Source organism: Amycolatopsis rubida (genome assembly GCF_900115345.1).
GTDB lineage: Bacteria > Actinomycetota > Actinomycetes > Mycobacteriales > Pseudonocardiaceae > Amycolatopsis > Amycolatopsis rubida.
Genome location: NZ_FOWC01000003.1, coordinates 115,608 through 129,714, shown reverse-complemented (window position 1 = coordinate 129,714; position 14,107 = coordinate 115,608). Strand labels below are relative to the sequence as shown.

At 70.4% G+C, this 14,107-nt stretch carries 15 protein-coding genes and 1 pseudogene; 9 read left to right on the top strand and 7 right to left on the bottom strand.

The features are described from left to right. Window positions 1-68 precede the first annotated feature (68 nt). The 5 genes and pseudogenes from BM362_RS48905 to BM362_RS48900 all read left to right on the top strand — a co-directional run. Window positions 69-734: pseudogene (locus BM362_RS48905) on the top strand (AAA family ATPase); the annotation flags it as partial. A gap of 471 nt (window positions 735-1,205) precedes the next feature. Continuing rightward, the gene (locus BM362_RS15010) at window positions 1,206-1,613 is read left to right on the top strand and encodes a hypothetical protein (RefSeq protein WP_093573522.1); all 408 of its coding nucleotides are present in this window, start codon (window positions 1,206-1,208) and stop codon (window positions 1,611-1,613) included. 442 nt (window positions 1,614-2,055) lie between these two features. Further along, on the top strand, window positions 2,056-2,397 hold the full coding sequence (locus tag BM362_RS15005) for a hypothetical protein (RefSeq protein ID WP_093573521.1): 342 nt from the start codon (window positions 2,056-2,058) through the stop codon (window positions 2,395-2,397). Window positions 2,398-2,707: 310 nt separating this feature from the next. Next, window positions 2,708-3,058, top strand: a complete 351-nt coding sequence (locus BM362_RS15000) for a hypothetical protein (protein WP_093573520.1) — start codon at window positions 2,708-2,710, stop codon at window positions 3,056-3,058. 110 nt (window positions 3,059-3,168) lie between these two features. Further along, on the top strand, window positions 3,169-3,855 hold the full coding sequence (locus tag BM362_RS48900; protein WP_093573519.1) for an ANTAR domain-containing protein: 687 nt from the start codon (window positions 3,169-3,171) through the stop codon (window positions 3,853-3,855). Here BM362_RS48900 and BM362_RS14990 read toward each other — a convergent pair. Beyond that, window positions 3,821-4,762 (bottom strand): glycoside hydrolase family 43 protein, encoded by a 942-nt coding sequence (locus BM362_RS14990; RefSeq protein ID WP_093573518.1) that lies wholly within the window; start codon window positions 4,760-4,762, stop codon window positions 3,821-3,823. The two genes, BM362_RS48900 and BM362_RS14990, sit on opposite strands and share 35 nt — an antisense overlap. A 357-nt stretch (window positions 4,763-5,119) precedes the next feature. Here BM362_RS14990 and BM362_RS14985 point away from each other — a divergent pair, with 357 nt between their 5' ends. From BM362_RS14985 to BM362_RS14975, 3 genes are all read left to right on the top strand, one after another. Next, complete coding sequence (locus tag BM362_RS14985; protein ID WP_093573517.1) at window positions 5,120-5,974, top strand: hypothetical protein; 855 nt, start codon at window positions 5,120-5,122, stop codon at window positions 5,972-5,974. 734 nt (window positions 5,975-6,708) lie between these two features. Continuing rightward, the gene (locus BM362_RS14980; RefSeq protein ID WP_237439567.1) at window positions 6,709-7,038 is read left to right on the top strand and encodes a hypothetical protein; all 330 of its coding nucleotides are present in this window, start codon (window positions 6,709-6,711) and stop codon (window positions 7,036-7,038) included. Window positions 7,039-7,405: 367 nt separating this feature from the next. Continuing rightward, on the top strand, window positions 7,406-7,762 hold the full coding sequence (locus BM362_RS14975; protein WP_067586566.1) for a hypothetical protein: 357 nt from the start codon (window positions 7,406-7,408) through the stop codon (window positions 7,760-7,762). A gap of 840 nt (window positions 7,763-8,602) precedes the next feature. Here BM362_RS14975 and BM362_RS14970 read toward each other — a convergent pair. The 4 genes from BM362_RS14970 to BM362_RS14960 all read right to left on the bottom strand — a co-directional run bounded on the left by BM362_RS14970 (window position 8,603) and on the right by BM362_RS14960 (window position 11,726). Further along, the gene (locus BM362_RS14970) at window positions 8,603-9,208 is read right to left on the bottom strand and encodes a zinc-binding metallopeptidase family protein (RefSeq protein WP_208865207.1); all 606 of its coding nucleotides are present in this window, start codon (window positions 9,206-9,208) and stop codon (window positions 8,603-8,605) included. After that, complete coding sequence (locus BM362_RS49930) at window positions 9,205-9,336, bottom strand: hypothetical protein (RefSeq protein ID WP_280142727.1); 132 nt, start codon at window positions 9,334-9,336, stop codon at window positions 9,205-9,207. The genes BM362_RS14970 and BM362_RS49930 overlap by 4 nt, the downstream gene beginning before the upstream one ends. Before the next feature lie 201 nt (window positions 9,337-9,537). Further along, window positions 9,538-10,134, bottom strand: coding sequence for a bifunctional DNA primase/polymerase (locus BM362_RS14965; protein ID WP_244287159.1), 597 nt, complete (start codon window positions 10,132-10,134; stop codon window positions 9,538-9,540). A 305-nt stretch (window positions 10,135-10,439) separates the two neighbouring features. Beyond that, window positions 10,440-11,726, bottom strand: a complete 1,287-nt coding sequence (locus BM362_RS14960; RefSeq protein ID WP_093573515.1) for a GGDEF domain-containing protein — start codon at window positions 11,724-11,726, stop codon at window positions 10,440-10,442. 45 nt (window positions 11,727-11,771) lie between these two features. On the opposite strand from BM362_RS14960, the gene BM362_RS14955 reads away from it, so the two are divergent. Further along, window positions 11,772-11,960, top strand: a complete 189-nt coding sequence (locus tag BM362_RS14955; RefSeq protein WP_067586557.1) for a hypothetical protein — start codon at window positions 11,772-11,774, stop codon at window positions 11,958-11,960. Window positions 11,961-11,964: 4 nt separating this feature from the next. Here BM362_RS14955 and BM362_RS14950 read toward each other — a convergent pair whose 3' ends face one another. Continuing rightward, window positions 11,965-13,173 carry an MFS transporter gene (locus BM362_RS14950; protein WP_244287158.1) on the bottom strand — a complete coding sequence of 403 codons (1,209 nt, stop codon included), beginning with the start codon at window positions 13,171-13,173 and terminating at the stop codon, window positions 11,965-11,967. A gap of 251 nt (window positions 13,174-13,424) precedes the next feature. After that, on the bottom strand, window positions 13,425-13,724 hold the full coding sequence (locus tag BM362_RS48215) for a hypothetical protein (protein WP_067586554.1): 300 nt from the start codon (window positions 13,722-13,724) through the stop codon (window positions 13,425-13,427). Window positions 13,725-14,107 lie beyond the last annotated feature (383 nt).

Here is a 14,107-nt window from a genome sequence, read left to right as displayed (position 1 = left end):
GCCCGCGCGCCGGGAGCGCGAAACGCGGCTGGCCGCCTCAGGTGTGCGAAAGGCGCTCACCGGGAACCCAACCGGACCGGCCGTCCGGCAGCTTCCTGTTCCTCGGCCCCACCGGCGTCGGCTAGACCGAACTCGCGCAGGCGCTAGTCGGCGACCAGGACAGCATGGTGCGCATCGACCTGAGCGAGTACTCCGAGCGCCACGCCGTCAGCAGGCTGATCGGTTCGCTGCCCGGGTACGTCGGAGCCGGCCGCCAGCTCACCGAGCCGGTGCGGCGCCGCCCGCACTCCGTGGTGCTGCTCGACGAGGTCGAGAAGGCGCATCCGGACCTGTTCACCGTGCTGCTGCAGGTCCTCGACGACGGCCGCGGCCGCACGTCCGGCTTCGCCAGCACCGTGCCCATCATGACCGGCAACCTCAGCTCGGACCTGGCCGGCAGCTCGACCCACGGCGCGTTCGGCTTCGTCCAGCCCGCCGACGAGCTGCGCGAACGCCTGATGCGGCGGCTGCGCGCATCGTTCCGCCCGGAGTTGCTCAGCCGGATCGACGAGATCGTCGTCTTCCGCCCGCTGGAGGCCGACCAGCTCGACTGGATCACGGGGCTGCTGCCTGTGCGCGCGAAACGGGGTTCCCACGCAAAGGGCCACACCGTCGAGTTCACGCCGGTGCGGATCAGCGAGCTGGGCTACGGACCGCAGTTCGGCGCACGTCCGCTGCGGCGGGCGATCCAGCGACTGGGCTTCGCCCTCGGCGACGGTCTGCTGCGCGGCCTCACTCCGCTCGAAGCCCTCTTCGCGGCCGTCGCGGTGTTCGTCGTCCGGCCGCTCACCGGGATCGGTTCGCTCATCCGCTCCACAGCCCGCGGCCGCGCCGCGCTTGTGTTCTTCGACGTGCGCGGGATCGGCACTCTCGACTACCTCGCCCGCGAACTCCACCAAGCCGGCCTGTCCGGCACCGGTGATGCGGCGGGTCGAAGAGAAAGGGGGCGCACGTGCCCCGGTGCCTGTGGGGCGGAACGGACAGCCGGCGGGCAAAAAGACCCGCGGCAACGCGCTCGCGGTGAAACCACTAATGGGGAATATTCCACCAACGGGCTTTTCCCGCGAATCATCACATCGGGCGGGAATGGCTGCGACGAGACCGGGAATCCGGTTCAGTGAAACCGGCCTCGGTTTCATCCGAGAAGTTCAGAAAGGAAGTCGACCATGAACAGGACTGTGCGCCGGACGCTCGTCGCCGGAGCTCTCGCCCTGCCGCTGACCTTGGGAGCCGCCGGAATCGCCTCAGCCGACACGTACGCCGCGAGCACGGCGACGGCAGGCCCGGCCGGCGCCTCCCACAGCTCGATCTACAGCTCCACCGGCAGCAATCCGCACTACGCCGGCGGCTCCGCCACCTATTACCGGGAAAACGCCAGCGCGACCGAAGACGGCGCGAGCAGCGATTACACCTACGCCGCCGCGGATTCCCGCGGCGGCGTCCGCTATGCCCACGGCGAAAACACCGCCGGCCCGGAAGGAGCCACTTCGTCCCACGTCAGCGCGAGCGCCGGCGGCGAGCACCGGAACCATCACCACCATAGTCCGGGCCTGCGCGGAGGCCGGGAACGGTAACTTCCCGCTCCGCGCCGCATGAGGCTGGTCCAGCCAGCCGGAGCCGGCGGCGACCCACCCCGAAGGGCCGCCGCCGGCTCCTGTGCGCGCCGGAACCGAGGAAATGCGCGAGTCTTCTCAGCCCGCGGCATTTCCCTCCCGCTCGCCCGGCCCAAGACCAGCTCGTTTCGAATCCGCGCGCGACCCCCTGGAAAAACCCGGCGCCCTCTCCCCGAGGACGGCGCAGGGCTTTTCGTCGCGTGTTCTCTTTGCTGGCAAGAAAGCGGCGGACGGCTTCCCCCATTGGGTTACGGAAATCCCGGTCAGGGAATCGCGGCCCGACACGATGGTGGAACGAAGTGGAACCCGCTCGCCTTCCGCCAGTAGGTTTCTCGACGCACCCGGGCGGACGGAACGCCCCGTCCGCCCGACGCGATCCTCATTCCCCAAGGAGCACAACCCCATGCTGAAGAAAATCGGTTTCGCCACGGGCGCGGTCGCGGCCGGCATCCTGCTGTTCGGCGGAACCGCCTCGGCCGGAATCCCGGGCCCGCACCACGGCGCGGACGGCCAGGCCGGCCTGGCGAACCTCGACAACACCGACGTGCTGCACACCGTGAACGCCACCCTCGGGCTCTGCGGCAACGACGTGAACGTGCTCGGCGTCCAGGTTCCGGTCCGGCACTCGCTCGACGGCATCGGCGTGCCGGTCCTGTCCCCCGGAGCGAACAAGGCGGCGGGCCAGTCCCCGTACAACTGCGCCGCGGGTGCGGTGACCGACGGCGGCAGCGTCCAGCACCACTGAGCCTTCGCGCCCCGGCCCGCTCGCGGAAGACGGCAGGGGCGCGAAGTCCGGCGGTTCACCGCCGCGTCGTGCGGGCCCGCCCGGGCCGGGAACGTGCCCGACATTCCCGGGCCTGGCCCAGGGGGCCGCGACGCGCGGCGACGCCGGCACGGCGGGGCCGGCGCGCACGTGCCCAGGGGCGCGCCGGCCTCGCCCGGAACGAGAACCGCCGCTTCCGCGATTCCCGGCCGCGGCGCGGAATTCGCCGCGGCCGTTTCCCTGTTCTTCCCGCCGAAGTGCGGCGGGTTGTTGTTGGCAAGGAGTTTCACCAGTGATCAAGCAGCTCGGTTTCGTCGCCACGGCTCTCGCCGCCGGGATGGCCGTCCTCGGCGGGTCGGCTTCCGCGGCCGGGGTCAGCGTGTCGGGCCCGCCGGCCGGCCCCGACGGCCAGGTCGGTCTCGGCAACGTGCAGAACCTGGACGCGGTGCACAACCTGAACCTCGTCGGCGGAGTGTGCGACAACGACGTCAACGTGCTCGGCGTGCAGGTGCCGGTGCGCCACGTGGCCCAGGGCATCAACGTGCCGGTGCTCTCCCCCGGCGAGAACGAGGCCGCGGGCAAGGCGCCGTACAACTGCGCCTCCGGCACCGTCGTCGACGGCGGTTCGGCTCAGGGCCGCTGACCGCGGGCCGGCGGCCGCCGCGGGCCCCGCGCCCGCGGCGGCCGCTTCGCGGCATCCGGGCTCCGGCGCGCCGCGCCGGAGCCCTTCCGTTATGCGCACTGGAGGTTTCGGTGAAAGCGGTGCTGGGCCAGGCGCGCGGTCCCCTTTCCGTAGGGGTCGAACGCGGGCCGTCGGTCGTGACGGTGACCGCGGTCGGCGAAGTGGACCGGGACACGACGCCGCTGTGGCGGGAGGCGTGGAACGGGCTGTGGCGCGCCGGAGTGACCGCGCCGGTGGTGCTCGCGGACCTCACCCGCGTCACCTTTTTCGGTTCGAGCGGAAGCATTGTCCTGCGAGAAGTGCACGACGAGGCCCGGAAGGCCGGTTTGACGCTGGTGGTCGCAGCGTCCCGTCCGGTGCGGCGGTCGTCGCAGATCATCGGGATCGACGCGCGGATAGCACTGTGCACCACCCTGGACGAGGCACGCGCCCACGCGACCCGCGCCGAAAAGCGCATCGCCCACTGGGAGCCGATGCCGCCGCCGCGCGAGGGCGCGAGTCCGGCGGAACTCGTCCGGCACCTCCGCGCCGAGAACAAGCAGCTGCGCGAAGCCCTGGACAGTCGTGTCGTACTGGAACAGGCCAAAGGCATGCTGATGGCCCGGCACGAGGTCACCCCCGACGAGGCGTTCGAGCTGCTGCGGCAGCTTTCCCAGCACACCAACGTCAAGCTCCGCGACCTCGCCGCGCAGGTGCTCGACACCGCGGTCCCCGCGGCCGGCCTCAGCCGAGCTGCGGGATGTCGCCGGGGAACCTGATCGGCAGCCGGTACAGGCCGCGCGCCTGCCGTCCGCCGTTGAGCCACCCGTGGAAATAGATGTTCCCGTCGACCACATCGGCACCGCCCGGTCCGTCGACGGCGCCGCCGAGCCGCTCGGTGGAGAGAAACGGGGCGTCTGCCTTCACGAACGGGCCCGCGAGCGTCGGCGCCGTGGCGTAACCGGTGTGGTAGCCGGAACTCTGGAACGTATCGGCGGAGTAGAACAGCAGGTACCGGGAAGACGTCTTCACCATCGCGGGCGCCTCGACCACGTTCTTCTCCGAGCTGAGATCGGCGCGCAGCAGTTCCGTGCGGGAGCCGGAAAGCGTCCGCCCGTCCGGGCTCAGCTTCTGCGACCAGATCGCCGCCGGCGGACCGGAGGCCGCCCCGTTCGCCTTGTACAGCAGGTGCCGGGAGCCGTCTGAGTCGAGGAAGGTCTGCGGATCGATGTCGCCGCCGTCCGCGGGCACGCAGACGAGCGGCTCGCCGCGATCCGGCTGGTACGGGCCCGCGGGTTGCGCAGAAGTCGCCGTGCCGACGCACATCGGCCCGTTCGGGAGGCGGGACGCGGCGAAGTACAGCACGAAGGTCCCGTCCGCCGCCTCGGAGATGTCCGGCGCCCAGAACCCGCCGTCCGGCTTCGCCCACTTCGGCACGGAGCCGAGCGCGTCGCCGACGATCCGCCACGGGCCTTCCGGTGCCGGCGCGCTCGCCACCGGGATTTTCCCGGCCCCGGCGGTCGTCGAGAACGCCAGGTATCCCGAGCCGGTCTTGACGACGTCGGGGTCCGGGAAATCCTGTCCCAGCAGGAGCTGCGGCGCACTGGCCGCGGACGCGGCCGGACAGTGGGCACAGCCGAGGAGAACGGCGACGAGCACGGCGCCGGCCCGGCGTAAGGAACACATGCCCTCGATTGTCTTCGCCCGCTGACGACATCGCCCGCTCGTCCCGGAGCTGCCACTGGGAAGGGTGTACGCCGCGCCTTCCGCTCCGGTGAACCGCGCGGGACAACCTGTCACCCTGGCGTGCAAGGCGGTTTACCTTGCCGGTAAAGGGGATTCCCAGGTGTACGCCGGTTTTTCGGTGCTGCCGGACGGAAGCGCCGGCACCCGGGCGGGCGGATCGCTTTCCTCGGGCGGCAATTCGCGCCAGGCTGGGGGTAACGTCAGTCCGGCCGGCAGGACGCCGGTCGTCCCAGCGCTCGTTCGCGGCACCAGTCTTTCACTTCGGGCGCTTTCCCCTTGGAAAGGAAACAAACTGCCATGTCGATGAAACGGACGTTGCTGTCCGGGTTGGTCCTCGCTCCGCTGTGCCTCGCGCTGCCCGGCACCGCGGCGGCCGCCGCCGGCCCGGGCGAGACGCTGCCGCTCACCACCGGCTGGTGGCCCAATCAGTCCAGCAGCGAGGAGGAGTCGGCCGTGTTCGCGGGCATCGGCGGCGCGGGCGTGCTGCACCACGAGTCCGGCGTCGACGAGTGGGGCAACCGGTGGAGCGAGCACGACGGCAGCCTCGCGGGCATCGGCGGCGCCGCCGTGCTGCACGGGTCGCGGGAAACGAGCGGGCACCCCGGCCGCCCGCTCTGGCCCGCGCAGGACGCTGTGCGCACCCAGCGCTCGGTTCCCGTCGCGGCTTCGCCCGGCCACGCGGCCGCCCCGGCTTCCGCATCGACCGCCGAGCCGGCCAAAGCCGTTGTCCCGGCGAAGGCAGCCCTCTCTTCCCCGACCAAGAAAGCGGCCGCGCGGACAGCTGGCACTGCCCCGGTGCGCACGATCCGCGAGGCGGCCCCGGCCGTGGCTGACCGCGACGCCGCGGCGGGCTCTCCGGCCCGTCACCACCGGGAAGGCCGGGGCTCGTCGTATCACGAAGAGGCCACTTCAGCCGGTCCGGAAGGGGCGACTTCGGCGCAGGTGAGCAGCCACGCGGGACGCGACCACGCCTGGTACAGCGCTTCGGAACTCGCTGCGGGCCCGGCCGGAGCCACCTCGGCCGGGGTCGCCGCGCTCGCGGTGCCCGGAGCGGCCGGGTACCGGACGTGGGACGTCGGGGCAGGCCCGACCGGCGCCTACAGCCATTCGACCGGGGCCGCGGCGGATGTCCGCGAGCCTGACCTCGACTGATCCGGCGAGCACGACCGGACATCACCGCAAAGGGCTGGTGCGCTCGCACCGGCCCTTTGCCGTGTCCGGTGTTTCGCGGAGTTCGGGGCGGCTTCGCCCGCTGCCGCCAGACGGGCGAAGCCGCGGTCGATCCATCGCGGGAGTTCTCACGCACGGTAATTATTCACCGGCCCCAGCAGGACGCCGGGACCCTTCGATCGTGAGGTTTCACGCCGGGAGAGCCGGGTAACCAGAACAATTTCCTGGCGCGAGAAAAGACACTCTTCGGAATGCTCTTCCGGAAACAAGCGCTTTCCGCGGGATCGATCCGATATTGTCGTGCTCGCCGGGAGCGAACCGACCCCGAACCGCTTCGCTCCCGGCACTGGTGACGCGACGCCGGCCGCACCGGAGACGCAGAGGAGATCGTGGTTCAGATTGCGGCGAGTCGCCAGATTATTTCGCCGGATCCAGTAGCCACGGCAGCCCTTCTCGGCGTTTTTCGCAGTCGGCGAGCCCAGTGCGGGGCGGAGCGACCCCGCTCCGCCCTGTCGGCGTTTTCCCTTGCGACGGGCCGGATTCGGCTCCTTCCGGCGCACCCGTACTATCGTCACCGGTTCAGCCAGGAGCCGCGGAAGGACGCACCCGTGAGGTGTGCTCGCCCCCGGCCGTCCTTCCCTGCTCATGCCCAGCTTTTTTCGCGCGGTCGGACGGATCCCGCCCGCGGACTCGGGGGAGGAATGGACAGTCACCTGATGATCGGCGCCCCGGGCGCCACGTACACCCCGCGCCTGGTGGCCATCGCCGGCGACCGGCTCATCCACCCGGCCGATCCGCGCAACGACCTCGCGCGGATCGTGCTGCGCTGGGAACGGGCGTGGGTCCCGGAAACCTGGGCCGCGCGCCAATACTTCGCGGCCCTCGGCATCGGCGACGACGAAGCGCCGCGCTACACCGACCAGGACGTCACCGGCTGGCTGCTGCTCCAGCCGCGGCCGGGGACGCTCGCGGCACAAGTGCGCACGAACGAACTGGACGTCGCCACGGCCCTCGCGGCGGAAGCGGAGGCCTGGCCCGCGCGGTAGCAACGCTTTCCGGGAAGCCCTGCGCCGCAGCACCAGGCGGCGCAGGGCCCTTTAGTGTGCGTGGAATATTCTGGTTTACTCGGGAATCCGCATGGTCCGTGCCGCCGCACCCGCACATCCGAGAAGAGGCGAGCGTTGTTGGCCTTAATACAATAACGGTCCGGGTAAACCCGAACGAGACCTTGCCCCTAGGTCAGAGGACCAGCTGCCGACACGATGGTGTCGCCAGCTGGAAACAGCCCCGGATTGTCAGTACGTTTTCCTCATCCGGTCGCGGAGCACACACCTTTATTGCCGCGACCGCTGACGCAATCGTCAAAGCCCGCGATTGGCATTGCCGGTCGCGAAAATCCCAGAGGAGTTCTGAATGCTGAAGAAGATCGGTCTCGTGTCCGCCACGATGGCGGCCGGCGCGTTCCTGTTCGGCGGCATCGCCGCCGCCGACACGACCGACGGCCACCACCACGGCCACCACCACGGCGGACCCGGCCAGGTCGGCTTGGTGAACCTGAACAACACCGACGTGCTGCACAACGTCAACGGCACCCTCGGCCTGTGCGGCAACGACGTGAACGTGCTCGGCGTCCAGGTCCCGGTCCGCAACTCGCTGAACGGCATCGGCGTGCCGATCCTGTCGCCGGGTGAGAACACCGCGGCCGGCGAGTCCCCGTACAACTGCGCCTCGGGCGCCGTCGTCGACGGCGGCAGCGTCCAGGGCGGCTGAGTCTCCTGCCGAAGCCGCCCGCTGTGTGTGCGGAAAGCTGGCTGAGGCACGGAGTCCGACGGTTCGCGTCAGCGTCCTGAGGTGTACCCGGAGCACGGAGAGAGCTGCACACTCCTGCTCCGTGCCCCGGGTGCATCCGACGCCCAGCGACGTCGGCGCGGGTGGGACCGGTGACCTGGCCTGGATACCTGCCGGTCCCACCCGGCGTGCTCGACACCGTAACCCACTTCCGCCGTCCCGGCGACTGATGCCCGGGACGGCGGTTTTCGTGCGGGGCACTCCGTTTCCGGCGGCGGCCGTTCCGCGCACGCTGGTGCCCTGCCCCGCATTTCCCCGGCCCGCATCGCGCCCGGCCGAACCCACCGCCGGAAGCCGCGGTCGCCGGATTCCGGTGCGGGAATCACTGTGCCGGACAGCGGCTTTCGACGAATCGCCGTCCTGGTCCAGGAGAAGGCCCGAGCAGCCGAGCCGTTCGTCCGAGACCGTCGGGAGGCGGCGGCCGCCGGTCCGGAGCAGCCGGGGCATCCCGCCCGGCTTGAGCCCTCGGCGCACGCACCGGGCCCGCGAGACCGAGAAGGCCGGACAGCCCGAGCAAGCTCCGCAATCCGTTGTCGTCGTGGGTGTTCCGCGGTTGCGCGGATCCAGGCACCACGACGGCCGCATCGACGGACCCGGCCAGCGGGTTACCGCCTCGGCAACGAGAGCGCAGGCTTGGCGGCGTACGCGGGAGTTCATCGGGGATCCCCCGTTCGAAGGATGCGGGTGAACTGGCCCCGGCGATGCCGGACAGTCCGGCCCACCAGGCAGTCATGGCGATCCTCGTTTCCCGTGCGTCACCGATCACCGCGAGATCACCTGGACGAGCGTCCCCGAACTCAGCGCTCCCGGCGCCTCCCCCGGCCCGCGCACCTCGGCGACCGTGCGAGCCATCGCCAACCCAGCGTCCCGGACGAACCGATCTCCCTCCGGACCTCCCGCCGTCACCGCGAGAGCGGCGGTATGGTCGCCTCCCTCGGCCGGAAGATCGAACGACCGCAGGGGATGGATCGCCGGGATCCGCGGCGACACATTCCCCAGGCCGGCCGAGCCGAACATCGTGTCCGGACAATCCGGAAAAGCCCGGCCGACCGCCTTCGCGTGTTTCTCGGACAGCGGAGCCAAATCGGGATCATGCCGGAATTCCCGGTAGATCGACGGCAACGTGGTGTGCTCGATACTGGTGTCAGTCGCCACCGCCCCCGCGTCGAACAGCGACGCACTCGCTCCCACACCTCGTCGACTTCGGCGATGGGTGTCAGCGCGAATCATGCAGTCGACAACCGCGTAGGCAGGAATGACATTGACCGTCTCCCCAGCCTTCTGAACCACGTGGTGCGCCCTGATGCCATCGCGTAACTGCTGGCGCAGCAAGCCAATCGCGGTCCGAGCAACGACCGCCGCGTTCACTGCGGCGAAGCATGCCCGCCGACCCCGGTGTAGACCACCTGCCAGGAACGCGACGCACGCAGCGTCGGGACCACGGCGTCCTTGAGCGTCGGGTGCACCATCATGGCCGCGTGGGCGCCGTCGAGCACGCCGCGATTGACCATGGCCGGCCCGGCTGCGAATGCCGGGACGGAGACGAGGTGAAATACGACGTATGCGCAGGCCGCAAAGCGTGGGTCGACGGGCAGCAAGAATTCGCTGACTGCCGGGACATCGGCGGAACCTGGGACGGAGGCAAACACCGCTGCCCCCGCTGAGCATGCCCGCACTCAGCAGGCTGTCCGCGAAACCTACGCGGATCCGGCGGAAAGCTCGGCAAGCTTGCCCACAATCCCGGCCCCATCGCCCAACGCCTCGCGATCCACCGGCGATATCCGCCACCACACAACCCCGCCGACGACCCTGCTGGGCGGGAGAACCACGAGGTCGCCCGGCGAAAAGACCTCCACCCCGGACGCCAGCTCATGCTCCCCGCAGGTCCCGGGCTCGACAAAGAAGAACGCCCCGTGCGGCGACAACGCCATCGGGCCGAGCGGCCGCCCGCCGTCGAACGCGGCGAGCGCCCGCCAGCCAAGGTGGGTCGGCGCGCGCACGACGTCAAAGTGCTCTCCGACCGGCGCGAGAATCGCCTGCCGATGCACCGCCCACCATTCCGAGACAATACGGCGATCGACCGTGGCCTCGGACCGGGATGCCGACGACTCGCGGCCGCCGAGCAGTTCGAAACTGACCGGATCCCAGGTCGTCAGCCCGTCGCACACCGGCCCCGGCAGCACCGGCCAGCCCCGTGCGGCGTAGTTCTCGGCCGCCGCGCGCAGCGCACGCAGCGCGACCCGGTGGTCCCCAGCCAAGCACCGTGAACGGCTACCGCGCGCAACAGCGGTCATCACAAGATTCCCTTCTGCGTGACAATCCCCGTCCGCGCAGGTCAAACCGCGACGGACGGTGCGGAGACCGGGGCACCGCCCGACCACCATGCGGCCGCGGCGAGCCGCGGACCAGCCAGCGAACCGGGAGCAAACCGGCAGCGCGCCTTGCCGGTGCACCGGGTCAGTGAAGCCGCACGCACCATTCCAGGGACACCGTGAATCTCTAGCGAACCTGGTTCCTCGCCGGGGGCGCGCATCTCAGCTTCACGCACCAGGCCAGAAGCCTCGGACACCGGAGAAAGACTCAGCCGGGCGGCCGGACGTCACGCGGACGTGCCCGCGCCAGCACCCCGGCACCCACCCGCGCCCGCCACCCAGATCTGATTGCGGCCGTTCCGCTTGGCCTGCAGCAACGCACCGTCCGCGGAGGTGAGCAGCTGCTCAACCGAAACGCCGTCGTCGGGATAAGACGCCACACCCATCGAGGTACTCACCCCGGACAGCGTGCGAGGCTGACCGTCCGTAGTGGCGGTGAGCACGACCGGAGTACGTGCCACACGGAAGCGGATCCGCTCGGCGACAGCCAGCACCTGACCCGGTTCGAGACCCGGCAGCAGAATCGCCAGCTCGTCTCCGCCGTAGCGGGCGACGAGGTCCTGAGCCCGGACTTCGGCCCGCACCAGGTCGGCGACAGCGCGGATGGCCTGGTCGCCCGCCGGGTGCCCGTAGGTGTCGTTGATGGCTTTGAACTTGTCGACGTCCAGGAAAAGCACCCCGAGACCGGTCTGGCTGAGTTTCGCGCGGTCGAGGGCGGCGGTGACGACGCCGGCCCAGTACACCGGCGTCGCCAGGCCCGTTTTCTGATCAGTCCGGGAGGCTCGCAAGTACTGGGGCAGCAAGAGATCGCGGTGCACGCACAGCACGGCGACCATCGGGGCCGGCAACGCCCACGGCTCGTGGACCAGCAGGACCGCCATGGTCGCGCCGAGCCCCAGCGCCGAGGCGACGACCAGCTGGTCGCCCGGATGCCCCAGGGCCTGCCGGACCGGCACTTTCTCCTGCGACGACAATCCGATCGCGACGACGACCAGGGCGTAGTTGACCAGCCACCACCCGCCGGCCGCGGCGGCCACGAGCAGCAGCGACCACACGTCGTGCGGCAGCCGGGGACCGTCCAGGACAGTGGAGGCGAAGGCCGACGCGAGCACGAACGTGGCGGCCGAGTAGAACTTCCGGAACAAGATCGCCGGTCCGTAAACCCGGTACCAGCAATACAAATACGACACCGCGGTCAAGCCGATGACGAGCGGCAGCGGCAGCACCAGCAGCGCGGCGAACACCCACAGGCTCTTGAGATTGGTGTACGGCGCTTTCTTCGACGCCTGCTCGCGGCGCCGCTCGATCGTGCGGACCGCCTCAAGATGCGCCACCGCCGCCGCGACGAGGACGGCGAACCACAGCCACTGCGTCCGGGTGACGGCGACGGACACCGACGAAAACACCGTGATCGCGACCGCGACCGCGTCGACCGCGAGCACCAAGCACAGCGCGGGGCGCGGCAGGGACCACAATCCCCACGTTGTTATGCGGCTGCCACTCTCACCAGTCACGCTGGTATCCGCCCCTGTCAACGAAGATTAATCACCATAATCGCCATGTCACCGGCCGTCGATACGCCGGTCGGACCAACCACCCGCGAGAAAGGCATCACCATGACCTACGCACCCGGCAACGAATGGACCCGTTTCGGCCGCGGCAACGAGTGGACCCGCTGCCAGGGCAACGAATGGATCCGGCGAGGCAACGAGTGGGACCGCCGTCGCGGAAACGAGTGGACCCGCTGACCCGCTACCCCGGTTCGGCAGCGCGGCGGGCGCGGTTCCATGCCGCTCCCGCCGCGAGCGCCGTCAGCACGCCGAACAACCCGGCGACCGCGAGGACCGTGCTCGCGCCCGCCGCGGTCGCCGCGAGTCCGGCCAGCGCGATCCCGGCGCCCTGGCTGGTCGTCAACGCGGTCGCGGCCAGCCCGTAGGCCTGCGCCCGCCGATGATCGGGAACCGCCAAGGTGAACGCCGCCGACGCGGGCAGATGGTAAGCGCTGGCCATGCCCGACAGCCCCCACAAGACCGCCGTCACGACCAGCCCCGGCTGGATCGCGCACACCACCAGCGGAACGCTGGCAGCCACGGCGAGCGGCCCGAGCAACCGCATCCGCACCGGCGACGGCAGCCGCGCCACGATCACCATCCCGAGCACCGTCCCCGCCGGACTCGCCGCGAGCAGTACCCCCACCGCCTGGGCGGATCCGCCGATCGACTCCGCGTACGGCGCCGCCAGCCCCTCGACCGTGACGTAAAACCCGGCCACACAAGCCAACCCGACCAGCGAACGCAACCGCGGCGTCCGCACGACGAGCACCGTCCCGGCCCGCAGATCAGCCCACCACCGCCCCAGCCGCGCCCCGGAGTCCACCGCTGCTGGCGCCGGCCGCGCCCGGATCCCGAACCGCACCAGCACAGCCGACGCCACGAACGTCACCCCGTCCGCGACGAGCGCCTGCCCCGGGCCGAGGAACGCGACGAGCGTCCCGCCGGTCGCGAACCCCACCACTTGCGCCACCTGGACCACCATGTCCAGCAGGCCTTTGCCCAGCACGAACTCTTCCCCCGGCAGAACCGCCGCGGCCGTCGCCGCACGAGCGGCGTTGCCCGGCGCACCGGCCGCCTGGACCGCCACCAGCAGCGCCGCGACCGCCGGCAACGGCAGCGCGGGAATCGCCATCACCGTGACCAGCCCCGCGCGCAGGAGGTCCGCCGCCACCATGACCCGCCGCCGCGGCCACCGGTCCGCCAGGCCCGACAGCAACGGACCGGCGAAAATCGAGGGCACGTAGGTCAAGGCGTAGACACCGGCGGTCCAGCCCGCCGACCGCGTCCGGTCGAAGACCAGCAACGACAACGCCACCCGGGCGAACTGATCGCCCGCGACCGAAACCACCATGCTCGCGAACAGCGCCCGGAACTCCGGTCTGCCGAACACCCGCCGATACGTCGCCACCAGCCCAGCTTGGCCGAGCACGGCCGGGCGAGCACACCCCCACAGGTACGGAATAGGAAATCGCCGTCTTGCCGCAGGATTCCCGCTCTCGTCCCGAACTCGACAGGCTAGACCGTCGTCAAGGTAGGTATCTAATGCTGATTCCGGCTTCTTGAGCGATACGGGTTGCATCCCGCCGGCGGCCGGCTGGACGAGATCCGCGGCATTTCTCGCGACGGAGACGCAGGCCGGGTTCGACGCGAACACCGAACTCAGGAAAATCTGTTGCATACAGCTGTTCCACCACGGCTCGCTGAACGACGTGCTGCTGATCTGGCAGGCCAAAGTGTCCGGCTGGGACGCGCACTTCTCGATTGACGCGCAAGGATCGCCGACAGCAGCGCGAACACGCCGTAGAAGAAGATCTCGGGCAGCAGCAGCCGGGCGAACGCGTTGGTCAGTTCGGAGTCGGCGTTTCCGCCCTGCTCCAGATACAGCGAGGTCAGCGCGGGCGCCGCTGCCACGGCGAGTACGGTGCCCGCGCCCAGAACCGTCAGGCCCATCGTGAGCATTCGCTGCGCCGCCGTCGGGATCGTCCTGCGACCGCACGATCAGCGGCATCACGACACTGGTGAGCACGCCGCCGAGCAGCAGCTCGAAGACGCTGTTCGGCAAGGTGTTGGCGATCGTGAACGAGTCGTTTTCCACGCCGGTGCCGACTGCCCACACGAGCATGATCTTCCCCAGGAAGCCGGTGACCCGGCTGACCAGCGAGGCGATCGACGGTGCCGCCGCCTTCGGCTCGACGCGCGGCGGGCAATCGGCGGCCGCGCGTCCCGGCCGGACGGCGGCCGCGGCAGCATCCGGGTGGCGAGCGAATGGTAGGGGCGCAACGCATCCGCGTCGGCGACCGGCCACTTCGCACTCGCCGGCACTCCGCCGATCCGCGGGATGA